At 68.0% G+C, this 19,730-nt stretch carries 20 protein-coding genes and 1 pseudogene; 3 read left to right on the top strand and 18 right to left on the bottom strand.

What is annotated here, in order from left to right; translation table 11 throughout:
* Positions 1-53 precede the first annotated feature (53 nt).
* The 12 genes and pseudogenes from nuoK to AB0H42_RS08775 form a co-directional block, all read right to left on the bottom strand.
* Positions 54-353 carry an NADH-quinone oxidoreductase subunit NuoK gene (gene nuoK / locus AB0H42_RS08830; RefSeq protein WP_030519458.1) on the bottom strand — a complete coding sequence of 100 codons (300 nt, stop codon included), beginning with the start codon at positions 351-353 and terminating at the stop codon, positions 54-56.
* Positions 350-1,201, bottom strand: coding sequence for an NADH-quinone oxidoreductase subunit J (locus AB0H42_RS08825; RefSeq protein ID WP_357051973.1), 852 nt, complete (start codon positions 1,199-1,201; stop codon positions 350-352). The genes nuoK and AB0H42_RS08825 overlap by 4 nt, the downstream gene beginning before the upstream one ends.
* A complete protein-coding gene (gene nuoI, locus AB0H42_RS08820) occupies positions 1,198-1,758 on the bottom strand; it encodes an NADH-quinone oxidoreductase subunit NuoI (RefSeq protein WP_357052279.1) in 561 nt (186 codons plus the stop codon). The genes AB0H42_RS08825 and nuoI overlap by 4 nt, the downstream gene beginning before the upstream one ends.
* A gap of 57 nt (positions 1,759-1,815) precedes the next feature.
* Positions 1,816-3,015: pseudogene (gene nuoH / locus AB0H42_RS08815) on the bottom strand (NADH-quinone oxidoreductase subunit NuoH); the annotation flags it as partial.
* Positions 3,008-5,464, bottom strand: a complete 2,457-nt coding sequence (locus AB0H42_RS08810) for an NADH-quinone oxidoreductase subunit G (RefSeq protein WP_357051970.1) — start codon at positions 5,462-5,464, stop codon at positions 3,008-3,010. The pseudogene nuoH and the gene AB0H42_RS08810, both read right to left, overlap by 8 nt.
* Positions 5,461-6,789 carry an NADH-quinone oxidoreductase subunit NuoF gene (nuoF, locus tag AB0H42_RS08805; protein ID WP_030519462.1) on the bottom strand — a complete coding sequence of 443 codons (1,329 nt, stop codon included), beginning with the start codon at positions 6,787-6,789 and terminating at the stop codon, positions 5,461-5,463. Before nuoF ends, AB0H42_RS08810 begins: the two co-directional genes overlap by 4 nt.
* On the bottom strand, positions 6,786-7,499 hold the full coding sequence (gene nuoE, locus AB0H42_RS08800; protein WP_357051967.1) for an NADH-quinone oxidoreductase subunit NuoE: 714 nt from the start codon (positions 7,497-7,499) through the stop codon (positions 6,786-6,788). Before nuoE ends, nuoF begins: the two co-directional genes overlap by 4 nt.
* Before the next feature lie 139 nt (positions 7,500-7,638).
* Positions 7,639-9,024 carry an NADH-quinone oxidoreductase subunit D gene (locus AB0H42_RS08795; protein ID WP_357051964.1) on the bottom strand — a complete coding sequence of 462 codons (1,386 nt, stop codon included), beginning with the start codon at positions 9,022-9,024 and terminating at the stop codon, positions 7,639-7,641.
* Complete coding sequence (locus tag AB0H42_RS08790) at positions 9,024-9,749, bottom strand: NADH-quinone oxidoreductase subunit C (protein WP_357051961.1); 726 nt, start codon at positions 9,747-9,749, stop codon at positions 9,024-9,026. Before AB0H42_RS08790 ends, AB0H42_RS08795 begins: the two co-directional genes overlap by 1 nt.
* On the bottom strand, positions 9,746-10,300 hold the full coding sequence (locus AB0H42_RS08785) for an NADH-quinone oxidoreductase subunit B (protein ID WP_030519466.1): 555 nt from the start codon (positions 10,298-10,300) through the stop codon (positions 9,746-9,748). Before AB0H42_RS08785 ends, AB0H42_RS08790 begins: the two co-directional genes overlap by 4 nt.
* Positions 10,301-10,364: 64 nt before the next feature.
* Positions 10,365-10,745, bottom strand: coding sequence for an NADH-quinone oxidoreductase subunit A (locus AB0H42_RS08780; protein WP_030519467.1), 381 nt, complete (start codon positions 10,743-10,745; stop codon positions 10,365-10,367).
* A gap of 281 nt (positions 10,746-11,026) precedes the next feature.
* Positions 11,027-11,362: a hypothetical protein gene (locus tag AB0H42_RS08775; protein ID WP_357052276.1), complete on the bottom strand. Its 336-nt coding sequence runs from the start codon at positions 11,360-11,362 to the stop codon at positions 11,027-11,029.
* A gap of 137 nt (positions 11,363-11,499) precedes the next feature.
* On the opposite strand from AB0H42_RS08775, the gene AB0H42_RS08770 reads away from it, so the two are divergent.
* Complete coding sequence (locus AB0H42_RS08770) at positions 11,500-11,907, top strand: NUDIX domain-containing protein (RefSeq protein ID WP_357051959.1); 408 nt, start codon at positions 11,500-11,502, stop codon at positions 11,905-11,907.
* Positions 11,908-11,947: 40 nt separating this feature from the next.
* Here the strand turns inward: AB0H42_RS08770 and AB0H42_RS08765 are convergent, their stop codons facing one another.
* From AB0H42_RS08765 to AB0H42_RS08750, 4 genes are read right to left on the bottom strand one after another with little or no spacing between them, the layout of a single operon-like run.
* On the bottom strand, positions 11,948-12,532 hold the full coding sequence (locus tag AB0H42_RS08765) for an ATP/GTP-binding protein (RefSeq protein ID WP_036512093.1): 585 nt from the start codon (positions 12,530-12,532) through the stop codon (positions 11,948-11,950).
* Between the two features lie 10 nt (positions 12,533-12,542).
* Positions 12,543-12,917, bottom strand: a complete 375-nt coding sequence (locus tag AB0H42_RS08760) for a DUF742 domain-containing protein (RefSeq protein WP_063035057.1) — start codon at positions 12,915-12,917, stop codon at positions 12,543-12,545.
* Between the two features lie 39 nt (positions 12,918-12,956).
* Entirely contained in the window at positions 12,957-13,370 is a 414-nt protein-coding gene (locus tag AB0H42_RS08755) for a roadblock/LC7 domain-containing protein (protein WP_357051955.1), read from the bottom strand.
* Entirely contained in the window at positions 13,371-15,773 is a 2,403-nt protein-coding gene (locus AB0H42_RS08750; RefSeq protein WP_357051952.1) for a nitrate- and nitrite sensing domain-containing protein, read from the bottom strand.
* Between the two features lie 166 nt (positions 15,774-15,939).
* On the opposite strand from AB0H42_RS08750, the gene AB0H42_RS08745 reads away from it, so the two are divergent.
* Positions 15,940-16,290 carry a hypothetical protein gene (locus AB0H42_RS08745; RefSeq protein WP_357051949.1) on the top strand — a complete coding sequence of 117 codons (351 nt, stop codon included), beginning with the start codon at positions 15,940-15,942 and terminating at the stop codon, positions 16,288-16,290.
* Here the strand turns inward: AB0H42_RS08745 and AB0H42_RS08740 are convergent.
* Both AB0H42_RS08740 and AB0H42_RS08735 read right to left on the bottom strand, forming a co-directional pair.
* A complete protein-coding gene (locus AB0H42_RS08740) occupies positions 16,226-16,642 on the bottom strand; it encodes a DUF779 domain-containing protein (RefSeq protein WP_357051946.1) in 417 nt (138 codons plus the stop codon). The genes AB0H42_RS08745 and AB0H42_RS08740 overlap by 65 nt on opposite strands.
* Positions 16,643-16,966: 324 nt before the next feature.
* Positions 16,967-17,275, bottom strand: a complete 309-nt coding sequence (locus AB0H42_RS08735; RefSeq protein ID WP_357051943.1) for a hypothetical protein — start codon at positions 17,273-17,275, stop codon at positions 16,967-16,969.
* 855 nt (positions 17,276-18,130) lie between these two features.
* Here AB0H42_RS08735 and AB0H42_RS08730 point away from each other — a divergent pair.
* On the top strand, positions 18,131-19,669 hold the full coding sequence (locus AB0H42_RS08730; protein WP_357052273.1) for an NAD(P)/FAD-dependent oxidoreductase: 1,539 nt from the start codon (positions 18,131-18,133) through the stop codon (positions 19,667-19,669).
* Positions 19,670-19,730 lie beyond the last annotated feature (61 nt).

Below are 19,730 nucleotides of genomic sequence, written 5' to 3'. Positions count from 1 at the left end.
GGAGCGCTGCGTGGATACACTGCGCTACCGCCTCCGCGCTTGAGCCGAGCACGTCAGAACTTCAGCAGGTTGGCGTCGTCGACCGAGGTCGAGCGGCGGGCGCGGAAAATGGTGACGATGATGGCCAGACCGACCACAACCTCGGCCGCGGCGACCACCATGGTGAAGAAGGCGAAGACCTGGCCGTCGAGGTTCGCGTGCATCCGCGCGAAGGTGACGAACGCGAGGTTCACCGCATTGAGCATGAGCTCGATGCACATGAAGACGATGATCGCGTTACGCCGCAGCAGCACGCCCGCGGCGCCGATGGTGAACAGTAGCGCGGACAGGAACAGATAGTTCTCGGGATTCACCGGATACCTTCCTCGTCGGCCGGGCGGGCGGTGCGGGCGTCGTCGGATCCGAGGGCCGGCGCGGAGCCGACCGAGAGCACCGCGGCATCGGTGAGTGCCTGGGTACGGCGGTGCCGCAGAATGGTCGAGACCGACAGCTCCTCGAACGATCCGTCCGGTAGCCGCGCCGGGACGTCCACCGCGTTGTGCCGGGCGTAGACGCCGGGGGTGGGCAGCGGGGTGGGCCGGTGCCCGGCGTCGCGGAACCGCCGGCGTGACAGTTCGCGCTGGCCGAGTTTCGGACCGAACGTCTCCCGGTGGGCCAGCAACATGGCACCGATGGTGGCGGCGATCAGCAGTGCGCCGGTGAGTTCGAAGGCCCAGACGTAGCGTACGAAGATCAGTTCGGCCAGGGCGCCGATCACGTCACGACCCGGGAAGCCGGTGGCGGGGAATTCGATTCCGGAACGGCGCACGCCGTGCGCGATGCCCGTGCACAGCAGGACCCCGAATCCGACGCCGACCACCCCGGCGGCGATCCGCTGCCCGCGCAGCGTCTCCCGCAACGATTCCGCCGAATCGACCCCGACCAGCATCAGGACGAACAGGAACAGCATCATGACCGCGCCGGTGTACACCACGATCTGCACGACTCCGAGGAACAGCGCGTCCTGGGCGATGTAGAACACCGCCAGCGTGATCATGGTGGCCGCCAGGCAGATCGCCGAGTGCACGGCCTTGGCCGCGAAGACCATACCGAGCGCGCCGAGTACCGCCAGCGGGGCGAGGATCCAGAACTGCACCGTTTCACCGGTTCCGGCGTCGGTCAGCGGGGCGGCGGCCAGCAGGGCCCTTCCGGCGCCGATCATCGGTTACCTCCCGGCGCGGTATCGGCGGTGGGCCGCGGTGCCGCGGGGTCCACCCGGCCGAGGTAGTAGTCGGCTTCGGTACTGCCCGGTTGCATCTGGTGCGGTGGGGCCTGCATCTCCGGGGCCAGCGGGGCGAGCAACCGGTCCTTCTCGTAGATGAGATCGGCGCGGTTGTCGTCGGTGAGTTCGTACTCGTTGGTCATCGTCAGCGCCCGGGTCGGGCATGCCTCGATGCACAGGCCGCAGCCGATACAGCGCAGATAGTTGATCTGGTACACCCGCCCGTAGCGTTCACCGGGGGAGAAGCGCTCCTCGTCGGTGTTGTCGGCGCCTTCGACGTAGATCGCGTCGGCCGGGCAGGCCCAGGCGCACAGCTCGCAGCCGATGCACTTCTCCAGCCCGTCGGGGTGCCGGTTGAGCTGATGGCGGCCGTGATAGCGCGGTGCGGTGGGGACCTTCTCCTCGGGATAGAACTCGGTATTGGGCTTCTTGAACATGGTGAGCGCGGTGACCGCGAAACCTGCCAGCGGTTCGAGGAACCCGGGGGAGGAGGTGATGGTCGAGGTCCGCTCCGGCAGCGGCGGGGTCGGGAATCCCAGGAAGACCTGACCCCCGCCCGGCGTGCCCGGTGGAGCGTTCCCCACCGGTAGATCGTCTTCGGGACCGAACTCCGGCGCGGTGGCCGGGGCGTTCCCGGCCCGGAGGAACAACCCGATCAGGAGCCCGGTGAGCAGCAGGCCGCCGATCGCCAGGATCGGTGTGCGGACGGGATATCCCTCGAGATCGAGGACCCGGGCGGTGGCCACCACCATCACCCAGGCCAGCGAGGTCGGGATGAGCAGTTTCCAGCCCAGACTCATGAACTGGTCGTAGCGCAGCCGCGGCAGGGTACCGCGCAGCCAGATGAACACGAACAGGAACATCCAGACCTTGGCGGTGAACCACAGCAGCGGCCACCAGCCCGAATTCGCTCCCTCCCAGAGGCTGACGGGGAACGGGGCCCGCCAGCCGCCGAGGAACATGGTGGTCGCCAGCGCCGAGACCGTGGCCATATTCACGTATTCGGCGAGCATGAACATCGCGAACTTCAGCGAGGAGTACTCGGTGTGGAACCCGCCGACGAGTTCGCCCTCGGCCTCGGGCAGGTCGAACGGCGCCCGGTTGGTTTCCCCGACCATGGAGATGCAGTAGATGAGGAAAGACGGCAGCAGCAGGAACACATACCAGGTGGTTTGCTGGGCGGCGATGATCCCGGATGTCGCCATGGTGCCGCCGAGCAGGAACACCGCCCCGAAGCAGAGCGCCATGGAGATCTCGTAGGAGATCACCTGCGCGGTGGAGCGCAGGCCGCCCAGCAGTGGATAGGTAGAGCCCGAGGCCCAGCCGGCCAGCACGATCCCGTACACACCGATCGAGGTGACCGCAAGGATGTAGAGAACACCGACGTGTAGATCGGTGAGCTGCAGGGCGGTTCGCTGCCCCAGGATCGAGACCTCCGGCCCGAACGGGATCACGGCGAAGGCCAGGACGGCCGAGACGACCGAGATGATCGGCGCGAGCACGAAGATGGGTTTGTCCACGATCGCGGGGACGATATCTTCCTTGAACGCCATCTTCACCCCGTCGGCGGCGCTCTGCAGCAACCCCTTGGGCCCCACGCGGTCGGGTCCGACCCGCATCTGCATCCAGGCCACGACCTTGCGTTCGATCAGCACGCCGAACAGCACGGTCAGCAGCAGGAAAACGAAAATGGCGACGGCTTTGGCGGCGACCAGCCAGAGCGGGTCGTGACCGAAGAGGGACAGATCAGTCATGGTCGGATGCCTCCGTCCGCTGGTCGGCGCGCCGCAGGGTCACGACGTCGCCCGGTCGGGCGCCGAGATCGGTGTGGATCGAGCACCCGGGTGAGTTCATGGGCAGCCATACCACCCGGTCCGGCATCTCGGTGACGGCCAGCGGCAGGGTCACCGCGCCGTGCGGGGTCGTCACGGTGATCGGAGCGCCGTCGGCGGCGCCCACTTCCGCGGCTGTCGCCGCAGACAACCTGGCCACCGGCGGACGCGCGAGACCGGCCAGATTTGCTTCGCCGTCCTGCATCCGTCCCCGGTCCAGCAGCATCCGCCAGCTCGCCAGTACCGCGGTGCCGGGTTCGGGGCGGACGGGTGGCGCGGCCGACCGTGTGGGGGGCGCGATCGTGGCGCCGGTCCAGGGACCGAGTCGGTCGAGTTCGGTCCGCGCGGCGGCGGTATCGGGAAGACCGAGCGCCACACCCACTTTCGCCGCCAGACTGTGCAGCACCCGCAGATCCGAGAGCGGCGCGGCGGTGCGGCGCACGGTGCTGTCGGTGAGCGCCGCGGCGAACGGACGTGGGCGGCCCTCCCAGGTGCGGAAGGTGCCGGATTTCTCCATCGCCGTGGCCACCGGGAACACCACGTCGGCGTACGCGGTGATCTCACTGTGCCGTTGTTCCAGAGAGATCACGAAGTCGGCGGCCCGCAGGGTGGCCCGCGCCGCGGCGGGATCGGGCAGGTCGGCGAGTTCTATACCGCCGACCACCAGGGTGCCCACCGTCGCGGTGCCGTCGAGAACCGAAGCGGTATCGCGGCCGGGGCGGTTGGGAAGATCGGTGACGCCCCAGATCTCGGCCACCTGGCGCCGGGCCTCGGGGTCGGTGACGGGCCGTCCGCCCGGGAGCAGACCGGGCAGCGCGCCGGCCTCCACCGCGCCGCGCTCGCCGGCCCGCCGCGGCAACCAGGCGAGCGCGGCGCCGGTATCGGCGGCGAGCCGGATCGCCGCCGACAGCGCACCGGGGGCGGTCGCCAGCCGTTCGCCGACCAGGATCACCGCGCCGGGTTCCCGCAGCAGCCGGGCCGGGCCGGGCTCGGCGCCCGGTTCGATCAGTTCGGTGAGGATCCGGGCCTCGCTGCCGGGGGCCGCCGGGACGAGCGAGCCCGACATCCGTTCCAGGCCGCGCGACGCGTAGGCGGCGATCGAGAAGACCTGCACCCCGCGGGTCCGGGCCGCTTTGCGCAGCCGCAGATAGACGATGGGCGATTCCTCCTCCGGTTCGAACCCCGCCAGGAGCACGACCGGGGCCGTCTCTAGATTGTCGTAGGTGACGGTGCCGGTATGTCCGGCGACCCAGGCGCCCAGGAACTCCGCTTCCTCCGTGGTCTGGGCCCGGGCCCGGAAGTCGATATCGTTGGTGCCCAGCACCGTCCGCGCGAATTTGGCGTACGCGTACGCCTCCTCCTCGGTGATCCGGCCGCCGGGCAGCACCGCCGCGTTACCCACGCCGGCGCGCAGACCGCGGGCGGCGGCCGCGAGCGCCTCGGACCACGAGCACGGTGCCAGCGCTCCGTCGGCACCGCGCAGCAGCGGGCCGGTGATCCGGTCGCGCTCGCCGGTGTAGGCGAACGCCCAGCGCCCCTTGTCGCAGTTCCATTCCTCGTTGACCTCGGGATCGTCGCCGGCCAGGCGGCGCAGGACCTTCCCGCGCCGGTGGTCGGTGCGCTGGGCGCAACCGGAGGCACAGTGCTCACAGACATTCGGGCTGGAGACCAGGTCGAACGGGCGGGCCCGGAACCGGTAGCCGGTCCCGGTGAGGGCACCGACCGGGCAGATCTGCACGGTGTTACCGGAGAAGTACGAATCGAGCGGTTCGTGCGCGGCGGTCCCGACCTGCTGGAGCGCGCCACGGTCGAGCAGTTCGATGAACGGGTCCCCGGCGATCTGCTGGGAGAAACGGGTACAGCGCGCGCACAGCACACACCGTTCACGATCCAGCAGGACCGCGGTCGACAGCGGAATCGGCTTGGGGTACTTGCGCTTCTCCCCGTCGAAGCGGCTCTCCGTCCGCCCGGTGGACATGGCCTGGTTCTGCAGCGGGCACTCCCCGCCCTTGTCGCAGACCGGGCAGTCCAGCGGATGGTTGATCAGCAGCAGTTCCATCACGCCCTGCTGTGCTTTCTCCGCGACCGCGGAATCGAGCTGGGTGTGCGCCACCATGCCCTCGGTGACCGTCATGGTGCAGGAGGCCACGGGTTTACGCTGGCCCTCCACCTCCACCAGGCACTGCCGGCAGGCGCCGACCGGTGCGAGCAGCGGGTGATCGCAGAACCGGGGAATCTGGATACCGATCAGTTCGGCGGCGCGGATGAGCAGGGTACCGGCCGGAACACTGACCGTGGTGCCGTCGATCGTGACGGTGACCAGGTCGGCCGGCTGCAGATCGGCGGAATCGGAACGGACAGTGGCGGTCATCGGATCCCCTCTCCGGCCGCGGATCCGGCCCAGGCGGTCGCGCGGGCCGGATCGAACGGGCAGCCGCCGTGCGTCATATGCGCGAGGTATTCGTCGCGGAAGTACTTCAGCGAGGAGACGATGGGGCTGGCCGCGCCGTCACCGAGCGCGCAGAAGGACTTGCCGTTGATGTTGTCGGCGATATCCAGGAGTTTGTCCAGGTCGGCGGGTGTGCCCTCGCCCGATTCGAGCCGGGTGAGCAGCTGGACCAGCCAGTACGTACCCTCCCGGCACGGGGTGCACTTACCACAGGATTCGTGGGCGTAGAACTCGGTCCAGCGCAGCACCGCACGGACCACGCAGGTGGTGTCATCGAATATCTGCAGTGCCTTGGTGCCCAGCATCGAACCCTGTGCCATTACGTTCTCGTAGTCCAGTGGCACATCGAGATGCTCGGCAGTGAACAGCGGGGTCGAGGAACCACCGGGTGTCCAGAACTTCAGGGACCGGCCCGCGCGGACCCCGCCCGCGTACCCGAGTAGTTCACGCAGGGTGATGCCGAGCGGCGCCTCGTACTGGCCGGGCCGGGCGATATGCCCGGACAGCGAGTACAGCGTGAAACCGGGTGATTTCTCGCTGCCCATGGAGCGGAACCAGGCCGGGCCGTTGCGGATGATCGGCGGCACACTGGCGATGGATTCGACATTGTTCACCACGGTCGGACTGGCGTACAGACCCGCGACCGCCGGAAACGGCGGGCGCAACCGGGGCTGCCCGCGCCTGCCCTCCAGCGAATCCAGCAGGGCGGTCTCCTCACCGCAGATATAGGCGCCGGCGCCGGCGTGCACGGTGAGCTCCAGATCGTAGCCGGAGCCGAGGATATCGCGACCCAGCAGCCCGGCGGCGTAGGCGTCGGCGACCGCGGCCTGCAGCCGGCGCAGTACCGGCACCACCTCACCGCGCAGATAGATGAAGGCGTGCGCGGCGCGAATGGCATAGGCGGCGATGATCACACCCTCGATGAGCGAATGCGGTGCCGCGAGCATGAGCGGGATGTCCTTGCAGGTGCCCGGTTCGGACTCGTCCGCGTTCACCACCAGGTAGTGCGGTTTCGTCGAGCCGTCGGGTTCGGGGCCCTGCGGGATGAAACCCCATTTCATACCGGTCGGGAACCCGGCCCCGCCGCGGCCGCGCAGGCCGGCGTCCTTGACCGTGGTGATCACCTGGTCCGGTGTCATGCCGAGCGCGATCGGCAGCGCTTCGTATCCCTCGTGGGCTCGGTAGGTGTCGAGGGTCCAGGAATTCGGCAGATTCCAGTACTTGCTGAGGACGGGCGTCAGGGTCATCGGCCACCGTCCTCGTCCGGTACCTCGGGTGCACGCATACCCTGCTCGCGCGCGGTGTCCAGACCGGTGAGCGTCGGGGCGCCCGGGTCTCCGTCGAGTACGCCGGGCCGGGTGTCCGGGAACCCGGCGAGTACCCGCGCGGTGTCCCGGAAGGTGCACAGCGGCGCGCCGCGGGTGGGGGTGACGGTACGGCCGTCGCGGAGTGCGTCCACCAGTTCGCGGGCCGATTCCGGGGTCTGGTTGTCGAAGAACTCCCAGTTCACCATGATCACCGGTGCGTAATCGCAGGCCGCGTTGCATTCGATGTGCTCGAGGGTTATCGCGCCGTCGTCGGTGGTCTCCCCGTGCGCGATCCCCAGATGCGCGCGCAGTTCCGCGAGGATGACATCGCCCCCGAGGACCGCGCACAGGGTATTGGTGCAGACGCCCACGTGGTAGTCCCCGGTGGGAGTGCGCCGGTACATGGAGTAGAAGGTGGCGACCGCCGTCACCTCGGCGCCGGTGAGCCCGAGCAACTCCGCGCAGAACTCGATCCCGGTACTGCTGACGTAGCCCTCTTCCGACTGCACCAGATGGAGCAGCGGTAGCAGCGCCGAGCGGGGCTGCGGGTACCGGGCGATGATCTCTTTCGCGTCCGGCTCGAGTCGGGCACGAACATCATCCGGGTAGGGCTGCGGCCGAGCAGTCAGCCGCAAGAGAATCTCGGTCATGGAACCTCTTTCGAAGCCGGTACATGCGTCCCGCGGAGACCGCAGCGTGGGCGGAGGTACCGCCGCATCGGTTCAGTTCTCCTTCGTGGCCGATACACGTGGTCGGCGGAGACCGAAGCGTTGGCGGAGATATGGCCCCTCAACGGTCCACACCGCCCATCACCGGATCGATGCTGGCGACGGCCGCGATCACATCGGCGACCATGCCGCCCTCGCACATCGCCGCCACGGCCTGCAGGTTGGTGAAGGAAGGATCGCGATAGTGCACGCGGTAGGGCCGCGTGCCCCCGTCGCTGACCATATGGACGCCGAGCTCGCCGCGCGGTGACTCCACCGCCGCATAGACCTGCCCCGGAGGCACCCGGATACCCTCGGTGACGAGCTTGAAGTGGTGGATGAGCCCCTCCATCGAGGTCCCCATGATCTTGCCGATGTGCTGCGGCGAATTGCCCAGGCCATCGGCGCCCAGTTCCAGGTCCGCCGGCCAGGCGATCTTCTTGTCGGCCACCATCACCGGACCCGGCCGCAACCGGTCCAGGCACTGTTCCACGATCGTCAGCGACTGTTTCATCTCCTCGATGCGGATGAGGTAGCGGCCGTAGCAGTCACAGGTGTCGGTGGTGGGGACGGTGAATTCGTAGGTTTCATACCCGCAGTAGGGCATGGCCTTGCGCAGATCGTGCGGCAGACCGGTGGAGCGCAGGACCGGGCCGGTGACGCCGAGCGCGATACAGCCGGTCAGATCGAGATAGCCGATGTGCTGGGTGCGCGCCTTGAAGATCGGATTGTGGGTGAGCAGATGCTCCATGTCCCGCAATCGTTTGGGCATCAGCGTCAACAGGTCGCGGATCTTGCCTACCGCGTCGCCGGGCAGGTCCTGGGCGATACCGCCGGGCCGGATGAAAGCGTGGTTCATCCGCAGGCCGGTGATGTTCTCGAAGACGTCGAGGATCAGCTCCCGCTCCCGGAAGCCGAACAGCATCGGGGTCAGCGCGCCCAGTTCCATACCCCCGGTCGCCAGCGCCACCAGATGCGAGGAGATGCGGTTGAGCTCCATCAGCAGCACCCGGATCACGGTGGCGCGCTCGGGGATGTCGTCGGTGATGCCCAGCAGCCGCTCCACCCCGAGGCAGAAGGCGGTCTCGTTGAAGAACGGGGACAGATAGTCCATCCGGGTGACGAAGGTGACGCCCTGGGCCCAGGTGCGGAATTCGAGATTCTTCTCGATACCGGTGTGTAGATAGCCGATACCGCACCGGGCCTCGACCACGGTTTCGCCCTCGATCTCGAGGATGAGCCGCAACACCCCGTGCGTGGACGGATGCTGCGGGCCCATATTGACGACGATGCGTTCCTCGCCCGCGCCGCGCAGGGCGTCGGCGACCTCGTCCCAGTCCTGCCCGGCGACCGTCAGTACCTGTTCGGTGGGGTCCGCACCGCTGTGGCCGGGCGCCGTGGGGGCGGCCCGGGAGTCGTCGCTGTCCGGCCCGCCGGAGACTCCGGGCCGGTAATCGATCTCGCTCATCAGCTGTATGCCCTCCGCTCATCGGGCGGCGGTATCCGCGCGCCCTTGTACTCGACCGGTATCCCGCCCAGCGGGTAGTCCTTGCGCTGCGGGTGACCGCGCCAGTCGTCGGGCATGGTGATGCGGGTCAGTGAGGGATGCCCGTCGAACAGGATTCCGAAGAAGTCGTAGGTCTCCCGTTCGTGCCAGTCGCAGGTCGGATACACGCGGTACAGCGACGGGATGTGCGGGTCGGCGTCCGGGGCGGACACCTCGAGCCGTAGCCGGCGTCCGTGCGTGATCGAATTCAGGTGATAGACCGCGCGCAACTCCCGGCCGGATTCGTCCGGGTAGTGCACGCCGCTCACCCCGAGGCACAGTTCGAACCGCAGCGCGGGATCGTCGCGCAGCGCCCGCGCCACCGCGACCAGATGGTCGCGATCCACGTGCAGGGTCAATTCGCCGCGGTCCACCACGACCTTCTCGATCGCGGCATCGAATCCGGCGCCGGCTGCCAGGGCCGCGCGCAGCAGGTCGACGACGGTGTCGAAATAGCTCCCGTAGGGCGGCGCGCTGCCGCCGGGGAGCGCGACCCGGTGAACCAGGCGGCCGTAGCCGGAGGTGTCGCCGCTGCCGGAGATCCCGAACATACCCCGGCGCACCCCGATGACCTCGTCCGCGGGACCGATCGGCTGTTCGGGTTCCACGGCGCGGCTGTCGGTGGAGCCCGGGTCCTCGGTGCTCATCGCAGCAGGCCTTCCATCCGGATGGTCGGGGTGGCCGCCAGCGCCGCCGCCTCGGCGGCGCGGATCGCCTCGGTCCGGTTCACGCCCATCGGGGTCGCTTGGATCTTCTCGTGCAGTGCGAGGATGGCGTTGAGCAGCATCTCCGGACGGGGGGGACAACCCGGTAGGTAGATGTCGACGGGGACCACATGATCCACGCCCTGCACGATGGCGTAGTTGTTGAACATGCCGCCGGAGGAGGCGCACACCCCCATGGCCAGCACCCATTTCGGTTCGGTCATCTGGTCGTAGACCTGACGGAGCACGGGCGCCATCTTCTGGCTGACCCGGCCGGCCACGATCATCAGATCCGCCTGCCGCGGTGAGGCACGGAAGACCTCCATGCCGAAACGCGCCGAGTCGAATCTGCCACCGCCGGTGGCCATCATTTCGATCGCGCAGCAGGCCAGACCGAAGGTGGCCGGCCATACCGACCCCTTGCGCATGTACCCCGCCATGGCTTCGACCGTGCTGAGCACGAAACCACTGGGCAATTTCTCTTCCAAACCCATGTCCGACTACTCCCTGGATATCGGCCCGCGCCGGGCGCGGTACGGCTGATCGGAGGTTCGCGGCTCAGTCCCAGCTGAGGCCGCCGCGCCGCCATTCGTAGGCGTAGGCGACCGAGACATTGACGATGAACAGTGCCATCGCGGCCAGTCCGAACACCCCGAGCGCATCGATATGGACCGCCCACGGGTAGAGGAACACGATCTCGATATCGAAGATGATGAACAGCATCGCGGTGAGGTAGTACTTCACCGGAAACCGTTGTCCGGTAATGTTTCCCGCGCCCCCGGCCGTCGCGTGCGGGGTGGGTTCGATACCGCATTCGTAGGCCTGTAGTTTGGCGCGGTTGTAGCGTTTGGGACCGATGAGGCCGGCGATCAGGATCGAGATCACCGCGAACGCGGCGGCGACCGCGCCGAGGACCAGTATCGGCAGTTCGGTGTTCACGACTGCGCTTCCCCTCCTTGCGAACTGGAACCCCGCGGTTGTGCCACCGGGTTCCGCGAACGGGGTCGGGCGGTGATGGGTATGCCCCGCGCCGCCGGATCGTCCCCGGATTCGACACAGGGCTGGGGGAGGATCAGTCGACGCGGGTTATATTTCATCTCCCGCGCTCATGTGAGCTACAGCACAGCCTACAACTGTCGTGGCAGGACGAACGCGGATTCGTGGAGGGCTTTGATCGATTTCGCGACTGAGATTTATGAGCGAATGAACCTAATCATCGCTCAGGCTGCCGGGCGCCGACGCAGCAGATCGACCACGATCTCGGTGAGTCGTAGCGGGTCGATCGGATGGGTGGCGACAGCCTCGGCCCGCGACCAGTTCGCCAGCCAGGCATCGTCGGCGCGCCCGGTGAGCACGATCAGCGGCGGGCACCCGCGGATCTCGTCCTTGAGCTGTTTGGCCAGGCCCATTCCGCCCACCGGCGCGGATTCGCCGTCCAGTACGGCCAGATCGGCCGCGCCGGCATCCATCCGCTCCAACACCACCGGGGCCGTGGCCACCTCGAGGTACTCCAGCGGCGGTAGGTCCGGATGCGGCCGGCGGCCGAGCGCCAGCATCACCTGACCCCGGGTGTCGGCGTCGTTGCTGTAGACCAGGACCCGCAGCGCGGCGGGAGGATTCGCATTGGCCACGTTCGCATGGTACGTCCGCGACCACGGGTTTCGTGGCAGCTTGGCCCAGATAAGATGCTCCGATGACGGACGAGCTGGTCGGGGAACTCATCGATACGGTCGCCTGGGTCTTCATCGTGGACGGGCGGATCCTGTGTGCGCGTCCGCGCGGGAAAGACGTCTTCTACATCCCGGGCGGGAAACGGGAACCCGGCGAATCCGATGAGCAGACGCTGCTGCGCGAGATCACCGAGGAACTGACCGTCGCGCTGATACCGGAGACGGTCGAGGCGGTGGGGGTCTACGAAGCGGTCGACGGCGGCGCGCGGGTCCGGATGAGCTGCTACCGCGCGGACTATCGCGGAACGCTGGCCGCGAGCAGTGAGATCGCCGAACTCGCGTGGTTCGGCTTCGGCGATCGGCCCCGGGTGCCGCCGGTGGACCAGTTGCTGTTCGACGAGCTCCACGCGGCGGGCCACCTGGCACGCTGACCCCGGCGGGCGGAACCGGTGCGGTCCCGCCCGTGCCGGCCTACTTGGTGGTGAGATTCGGGCGGGTGGCCCGTTCGATGAGATGCTCGATCAGGCTGAGCAGCACATTCTTCGCCGAGACCCGGTCGCGCGCGTCGCACAGCATGACCGGGATGGACGGGTCGAGATCGAGCGCGTCGCGGACCTCGTCGATCGTGTACCGCGGCGCACCGTCGAAACAGTTCACCGCGATCAGGAAGGGCAGGCCGCGCCGCTCGAAATAGTCGATGGCGGCGAAGGAATTTCCCAACCGGCGGGTATCGGCCAGGACCACCGCGCCGAGCGCGCCTCGGGCGAGTTCGTCCCACAGGAACCAGAAGCGATCCTGGCCGGGGGTGCCGAACAGGTACAGCACCAGGTCCTTGTCGATGGTGATCCGGCCGAAGTCCAGTGCCACCGTCGTGGTGGTCTTGGACTCGACACCGGACAGATCATCGATGCCGGTACTGAGTTCGGTGATCATCTCCTCGGTGCGTAGCGGCGGGATCTCGCTGATCGAGGCCACCATCGTGGTCTTGCCGACGCCGAAACCGCCGGCGATGAGGACCTTCACCGACGCAGCAAGAGCCGGAGCCCCGGGGTCCATCCGGGCAGGGTCAAATTTTTCGGATTCCATCCAGTACCGCTCGCAATATGTTGAAGTCGCCGGGACCGGACTCCATCTGCACGGGAGCCCGGAAGATCAGATGGCCGTCACCGATCAGATCCCCGACGAGAATCTTGGTCACCGCCAGCGGCAGTTTCAAGGCGGCTGCCACCTCCGCCACGGTTTGTGCTTCCGTGCACAGGTGCACGATATCGGTGTACTCGGGTTCGATCCGGCGCAACGGCGGGGCACCACGAGCTTTGACCACGACAGTGAGCATATCCAGATCGTGGCCCGCGCCCACAGTGCGACCCTTGGTGATGGCGTACGGCCGCACCAGAGGTCCGGCGTCGTCGTCGAACCAGGGTTCCCGTGGCCCGGTCATACCCGCATACCTGTCATGGCACCGTTGCTGTTTCCGCGGTTACTGGGGGTCGGCCCCGGCCCCGCCGCGGGAACCGGTCGACAGATGGCTGCCGACCCGCTGAACGGTGAGGTTCATCTCGTAGGCCACCATGCCGAGATTGGCGTCTGCGGCGGCCTGTACGGCGATGCACGCGTTGTCACCGGCCGAGGTGACGAACAGTACGGCGCGATCGAGTTCGATCACCGCCTGCCGTACGGCACCGCCTTCGAACCGCGCGCCGGCGCTACGGGCCAAGCCGTGCAGGGTGGACGACATCGCGGCGAAATGTTCGGCCTCGGTGCGATCCATTTTCGAGGAGTGGCCCAGCAGCATTCCGTCGGTGGACAGTACGACCGCGAGGCGGACCCCCGCGAGTCGCTCGACCAGGTCGTCGAGCAGCCAGTTCAGGTCACCTTGTGTGGAAGTGGACACTTAGCCTTCCTGTTCATCCGGGGATGCGCCATCCGCCGCCGGGTTCCCGGCGCCGGCTTCTGCGGCGGGCAATGGCTTGCGGCCCTGCCGGGTGCCGTTCTCGATCGCCGACATCAGATCCCTGGCCTGTTCGGCCGAGCGTGGCCGCGCCGTTGCGGCGGTCTGGGCGGCGTCCGAAACTTCCGGTCGCGGTGCGACTTTAGCCTGCCTGCTACGGCGGGGTAAAGCCGGACGACCGTCGGGCAGCAGGGTCGGTTCGGCGGTCGTCTCCGTGGCCTCCGGCCGGGCGACCGGAACGGTGTCGGAGGTATCGGTCGCCGCGGTGCCGGCCTGCTCGGCCCGATCGCCGGTGGACTCGGTCTCGTGGGGCCGGTCGGCGAGCAGCGTCGCGACGGCGGAGCTCTCGGGGAGGGGGTCGGTATGGTTCTCCGTGCCGCCCTCCGGCCCCGGGGTCCGGGACAGCCCGGTCAGCGGTGTGGTCTCCTCGGCGGGATCGGTCAGCAGAGCGCCGGGCACGATGACCACCGCGCGGACACCGCCGTATTCCGATTCCCACAGCCGCACCGCGACGCCGTGGCGGGCCGCCAGCTGCGCGACGACGAAGATACCCAGCCGCGAATCCTTCTGCAGGGACGCGACCTCGAAGTTCGGCGGATTCTCCAGGAGTTCGTTGAGGCGCTCGCGATCCTCCTCGGAGATACCCATGCCCTGATCGGTGATCTCCACGGCCACGCCCTTGCCGATCACCGAACCGGTGACCTGGACCCGCGACTGCGGCGGGGAGAACGAGGTGGCGTTGTCGACGAGTTCGGCGAGCAGATGGATGAGGTCGCCGACGGCGTTGCCGGCGATACGGAGTTCGGGCAGGCGGGCCAGCCGCACCCGGGTGTAGTCCTGGGTTTCCCCCACCGCGCTGCGTACCAGGTCGACCAGCGGTACAGGGGCCCGCCACTGGCGGCCCGGTTTCCCGCCGCCGAGGATGGTGAGGTTTTCGGCGTTGCGGCGTTCGCGGGTGGCCAGATGGTCGAGTTTGAACAGGATGTCCAGCATGGCCGGGTCTTCTTCGCGCCGTTCGGCGTCGTCGAGAATCTCCAGTTGTTTGTGGACCACGATCTGGCTGCGGTGGGCGATGTTGAGGAAGATCGCCTTCACACCCTCCTGGGTGCGTGCCTCGGTGATCGCGGCATTGACCGCCACGGCGTGCGCGTGTTCGAAGGCGGTGGCGACCGCCCCGAGTTCGTCCCGGCCGAAGTCGAGCTTCGCGGCTGCCGCGGTCTCGTCGATGTCCTCCCCGGCGCGCAGGCGTTCGAGCATATCGGGCAGGCGTTCGTCGGCGAGGGCCAGCGTATGGTCGCGCAACCGCACCAGGCGGCGGATGAACCGGTTGGCCAGGACCAGCGATACCCCGAACGCGGCCGCGGAGACCACCAGGACCGCCAGGCCGATCAGCAGTGACTGATTGGTGGTGCGGGCCGCGGCGTCCAGCGACAACTCCTGCATGAGCTGGTTCTGGTCGTCCCAGAGGTTCAGCATCTCCTGGTTGACGTGGTCGGCTGCCGCCTGCCAGGCCGTCAGCTGCCCCGGCGAGAGCGCGGCCGCGGTGTTTCCGGCGTCGGCCCCTCCGACGCTGCGGGCGATGAGCGTGTTCTCGGTGCGGGCCAGCAGCCGCCACTCCGGGCTGTCGACCAGGGTGCGCACCCGCTCGCCGATCTCCGGATCCAGCTGAGTGGCCAGCAGGGCGGTTTCGGCGTGATAGAAGCCGGTCTGCTGGATGAATTCGTCGGGTAGCGCGACCGGGTTGCCGGTGCGCAGCGCCGCGCCGGCGAGGGCGTGACTGCGCGAAGCCGCTTCCAGCGCGTGCATGATGCGCGACACCAGGCCCAGCTGGCTGACCGCCTCCGGGTTCTGCTCGAACGTGTGCGACAGCTGGGCGCCGGTGCTGAAGGCATCGAGGACCCGGACGTAGAAGGTATAGGCGTCACCGGTCGGCACCGCGCGGGTGTCGACCGCGGTACGGATATTGCCGAGCTGCTGGGTGAGCGTGGTGAACGAGCCGACATCGTCGGTGATCTCCGCCGGCTGCAGTTCCCGGATCCGCTGTGCTCCGGCGACCAGGTCGCGGAGGGCTTGTTCGGTGTTGGGCCGGACCGCGGTGAGGGCGGCGGCCGCGGTGGGGTCACCGGCGAGATGGGCGAGCGTGAGGCGGCGCTCGTTCTGGACCACCTCGTACACATCGCGAGTGGGACCCGAGACCTCGCGTAACGCCTCGGTCACCTGCCGGTTGTGTTGTCCCTGGTCGATCAGATAGCCCGTCGCACCCACACCGGCCACCAACAGGGTCAGACTCGGGATGAGCGCGATGGCCAGGATCCGGGCGCGGACACCAAGCCTCGCTCTGAACATCGCCACAAGGTAACCGTTCGACCGGTTTCCTGCACATCGAATCCCATTGAACAGGACTCACTTTGACACCGAATCCGGTATATGCGGCGTGGCGGCGCCGCCGTCGGCCGGTGCACCGTGGGGAGATCTGTCCTCACCTCGTGAATACCGACAGGTAGGAGGCGTGATGCCCGTACCGGAAATCGAAGTCTTCGACCGGTTGCGCACTCTGGTCGCGATCGACGCTGCCGCTGCTCGCCCACCTCGTAAGATCGACGAGATCTTCCCCGGCGAACCGCTGGGTTCGGTGCCGATCGGCCCGGCCGGGGATGCCGCCGAGGGCGCCGAGGTACGCGCCGGCCTGGGATACGACCGCGGCGCCGATGGGCGGGACCGGGATTTCCGGGGTGGGCCGCCGGCACGGGCCCGAGGGCTGCTCGAATACGCCGAACCGCAAGCCGAGACCGGCCGGGTCAGGTCGCGGTGCCGTGGCCGCCGCGCTTGCGGCTGTCGAGCGCGGCGGCTTCCGCGGCACTGAGCCGGCGGGCGCGGAGCAGGAAGATCGCGGTCTCTTCGGGCGGCGATCCGCCGTTCGAATCACCACCGGGTGCCGGACCGGCGTCGGCGGGCACATCCACGGTGAGATGTTCGCGCTCGAAACGGGTGTATGCCTCCGAGCTCATCCACAGTTCGGTATGCCAGGCGAGGCGGCCGAACAGAGTATCTCCCTCGGCGGCGCGGAAATCGCGGATCGGTAGCCAGTCCGGTCGCGGGTCGGCGGAATCGCGGTGCGGGAGGTACAGCAGGATGGGTCCGTGCTGTTCGATCAACTCACGTAACGCGTTGCGGGCCCGATCCGTTACCGCGACCCGGTCGCTGCGATACGCCATCAGCAGCTCCGTGCTGTGCCGTGGCACCGCGGTGGCGTTGCCGAATCGATCCGATGAAACATTTCGCTCCCTTGTGCATCGTCGCCGGCCCCGTATCGGACGGTCCGGGGATTCGATACACCCGCCGTCCGAGATACCGGCTCGTAGCGGCCGGCACTTTTGCGAACACATTCTTGCGTATTGCGGTCGCCGGAGCGAGCGGGTGTCCGTGATCGGCCGAAAACGCTTGTGGTATAACGCTGTGTGCTCGTGGGCTCGGAACGAGTGTGCGGCCGGGGCGCCCGGACGGGCGCTACGGCGCCTCGGAAACCGGTGCGCGCCGGCTCATTTGCGGATGAAGATACCCGCGACGTCGGCTCGCTCGATCGGAGTGTCGGCGTTGGCCTGCACGCTGCACAGCGCGTTGACCGCCGCGATGGACAGGTCCACGTTCGTACCGCTCGGTTCCGCGCCCTGCTGTTCCTCCAGGAACTTGGTGATGGTGACGCGCTGGGTCTTCTGGTCCTGCTCCACGTACTCGCGGCACGGGGTGTCGCCGCCCTTGTTCATGGCCCGTTCGATTTCGGTACAGCCGGTCAGTGTGAGCACGGCGGCCGCGATCAACAAACCCGCGCGGGCTTTCGTGGCTTTCATCGACAACAATCCTCCTGGTCGGCTCGGGTCGCGCGGTGCGGACCCGAGTCCAGTTCACTCTATGCCGGGCATACCCACCACGACGGCCGGCTCACACCGGCGGGAGGACGGGCGGTGATCCGGTGCCGATATATCCGGGAATGCCGTCGACCACCGAATCGACCAGGGCTGCCGCGGTCATACCGTGGACGATGTGCCCGGTGGACGACACGGTGCGTGATACGGCGGAGGGTCTGCTGCGGGGGTGGTGCCGGCGCCCCGGCGGGCCGGATCCGGGTCTTGTACTCGCCCGGTGCCGGCGGCCGGGGTGTGAGGGGTCCGCGATGCTGATAGCGACACTGCTGATCACCCTGGGCGTGCTGGGGCGCCGATGGCGCGACGGCCGCCTGCCGCGGGAGAGTGCATCGGACCGGTCGGCGGCGGGAATCCGATGGCGGGGTGGCGGGTCGTGGTGCCGATCGGGCTCGCCTCGTTGGGTGGTGTCACGGCTACTGTGACAGTGGTCTGCTGCTGAGGGTTCTGCCGAAACCCGGGACCATTTGGACGGCACTGTGATTCGACCGCTCGAGGCGTTCGCGTGCAGCGCTCGGCGATCGGTGCGGGCGCGTGGTACCCGCCTCGGGGCGTGTTATGCCGGTGTGGAAGAAATATGTTCTAGATCATAGTCGGCCCGGGGGGGTGGTGCGGAGATCCAGGCTCCGTTCCTCGAAGATCCGTCGGGCGTCGAGAGCTTACCGGAGCGGCGTGCGCCACCCGGCGTGCAACCGGGAGTTTATCAAGTACTCTCGGTTACAGATAAAAGGTGTGTCTGTCATGATTGGCGACGACCCCGGGCACGAGCAGACGAGGAACGCAATGACGCGGCATGTCGACGTACTGATCATCGGAGCCGGTCTGTCCGGTATCGATGTGGCCTGTCACCTGGAGAAGGAGAACACCGGGCGCAGCTACGCGATCCTGGAGCGCCGCACCGCTGTCGGCGGCACCTGGGACCTCTTCCGCTATCCGGGAATCCGCTCCGACTCCGATATGTACTCGTTCGGCTACGGCTTCCGGCCGTGGCGCGGTACCCGCATGCTCGCAGATGGCGCCGGTATCCGTCGCTATATCGCCGAGACCGCCGACGAATACGGTGTGACGCCGAAGATCCGTTTCGGCCGCAAGGTGGTTTCGGCGAGCTGGTCCGGCCCGGACAACCGGTGGACGGTGCGGGTACTCGAGGAGGCAACCGGCGCCGAGGAGTCCTGGACCAGCACCTTCCTGGTCGGGGCCACCGGTTACTACGACTACGACAACGGCCACCGGCCGTCGTTCCCCGGCGAGGACGCGTTCACCGGGCGGATCGTGCATCCGCAGCACTGGCCCGAAGACCTGGACTACCGGGACAAGAAGGTGGTCGTGATCGGCAGCGGCGCCACCGCCATCACGCTGGTGCCGTCCATGGTGGGCGAGGCCGCCCATGTGACCATGCTGCAGCGCTCGCCCACCTATATCGCCTCCATCCCGGGTGAGGACCCGGTGGCGCTGGGGATGACGAAGGTCGGGTCCGCCGGGCTCACCTATCAGATCGGGCGCGCCCGTAATATCGCGGTGCAGCAGGCCAGCTACCAGCTGTCGCGGCGGCAGCCCAAGCTGGCCCGGCAGATGTTCCTGAAGTGGGTCCGGCTGGCGGTCGGCCCCGGGGTGGACATGCGTCATTTCACCCCGGAGTACGCGCCGTGGGATCAGCGCCTGTGCGTCGTACCCGACGGCGACCTGTTCAAGGCCCTGCGCCGCGGCGACGCCTCGGTGGTCACCGACACCATCGAGACCTTCACCGAAACCGGTATCCGGGTCTCCTCGGGCGAGGAGATCGACGCCGATATCGTCGTCACCGCCACCGGGCTGACCATTCAGATCCTGGGCGGCGTCGCGCTCGAGGTGGACGGTGAACCGGTGGTCACCCGGGACCGGGTCATGTACAAGGGTTCCCTGCTCGACGGCGTGCCGAATGCCCTGATGGTGCTCGGGTACACGAATGCCTCCTGGACCCTGAAGGCCGATCTGGCCGCCGAGTACTTCTGCCGGGTGCTGAACCGGATGCGCGACAAGGGATACACCCGGTTCGTGGTCCGGGCACACGATTCCGACCGCTCCGAGGTCTCGGTGATGGGCGGGGCGCTGAGTTCCGGGTATATCCAGCGCGGGGACGCGGTGATGCCGCGGCAGGGGACCGGTGGCCCGTGGAAGGTGGTCAACAGCTATTTCCGCGATCGCTCCTACCTGCGCAAGAGCCCGATCGAGGACGGCATGCTGACCTTCACCGACCGCGCCGGGGCCGAGACCACCAGTTCCGGGGGCCGGGCGCGCGGTGCCGCGAGCCGCCTGCCGCTCATCGGCACCCGATCCGCCTGAGGCGGCCACCCGGGCCGGGCACCGGAGCGGTCCGGCCTGGGGAGGGAGACGCCGGGCCGCC

The organism is Nocardia sp. NPDC050799 (assembly GCF_040654015.1).
In the GTDB taxonomy this organism is placed as follows: domain Bacteria; phylum Actinomycetota; class Actinomycetes; order Mycobacteriales; family Mycobacteriaceae; genus Nocardia.
This window is presented reverse-complemented; position numbering and strand designations above follow the sequence as displayed.

What these genes read in the sequence shown, in the direction of transcription:
- AB0H42_RS08825 (WP_357051973.1), bottom strand. Translation starts at nt 1,201, where the DNA reads ATGATCGGCGCCGGAAGGGCCCTGCTGGCCGCCGCCCCGCTGACCGAC.
- AB0H42_RS08785 (WP_030519466.1), bottom strand. Translation starts at nt 10,300, where the DNA reads ATGGGTTTGGAAGAGAAATTGCCCAGTGGTTTCGTGCTCAGCACGGTC.
- AB0H42_RS08790 (WP_357051961.1), bottom strand. Translation starts at nt 9,749, where the DNA reads ATGAGCACCGAGGACCCGGGCTCCACCGACAGCCGCGCCGTGGAACCC.
- AB0H42_RS08765 (WP_036512093.1), bottom strand. Translation starts at nt 12,532, where the DNA reads ATGGACCCCGGGGCTCCGGCTCTTGCTGCGTCGGTGAAGGTCCTCATC.
- AB0H42_RS08735 (WP_357051943.1), bottom strand. Translation starts at nt 17,275, where the DNA reads ATGAAAGCCACGAAAGCCCGCGCGGGTTTGTTGATCGCGGCCGCCGTG.
- nuoE (WP_357051967.1), bottom strand. Translation starts at nt 7,499, where the DNA reads ATGACCGAGATTCTCTTGCGGCTGACTGCTCGGCCGCAGCCCTACCCG.
- AB0H42_RS08730 (WP_357052273.1), top strand. Translation starts at nt 18,131, where the DNA reads ATGACGCGGCATGTCGACGTACTGATCATCGGAGCCGGTCTGTCCGGT.
- AB0H42_RS08810 (WP_357051970.1), bottom strand. Translation starts at nt 5,464, where the DNA reads ATGACCGCCACTGTCCGTTCCGATTCCGCCGATCTGCAGCCGGCCGAC.
- AB0H42_RS08760 (WP_063035057.1), bottom strand. Translation starts at nt 12,917, where the DNA reads ATGACCGGGCCACGGGAACCCTGGTTCGACGACGACGCCGGACCTCTG.
- AB0H42_RS08750 (WP_357051952.1), bottom strand. Translation starts at nt 15,773, where the DNA reads ATGTTCAGAGCGAGGCTTGGTGTCCGCGCCCGGATCCTGGCCATCGCG.
- AB0H42_RS08795 (WP_357051964.1), bottom strand. Translation starts at nt 9,024, where the DNA reads ATGAGCGAGATCGATTACCGGCCCGGAGTCTCCGGCGGGCCGGACAGC.
- AB0H42_RS08740 (WP_357051946.1), bottom strand. Translation starts at nt 16,642, where the DNA reads ATGGCGTATCGCAGCGACCGGGTCGCGGTAACGGATCGGGCCCGCAAC.
- AB0H42_RS08775 (WP_357052276.1), bottom strand. Translation starts at nt 11,362, where the DNA reads ATGCTGGCGCTCGGCCGCCGGCCGCATCCGGACCTACCGCCGCTGGAG.
- AB0H42_RS08745 (WP_357051949.1), top strand. Translation starts at nt 15,940, where the DNA reads ATGCCCGTACCGGAAATCGAAGTCTTCGACCGGTTGCGCACTCTGGTC.
- nuoF (WP_030519462.1), bottom strand. Translation starts at nt 6,789, where the DNA reads ATGACCCTGACGCCCGTCCTCAGCAAGTACTGGAATCTGCCGAATTCC.
- AB0H42_RS08770 (WP_357051959.1), top strand. Translation starts at nt 11,500, where the DNA reads ATGACGGACGAGCTGGTCGGGGAACTCATCGATACGGTCGCCTGGGTC.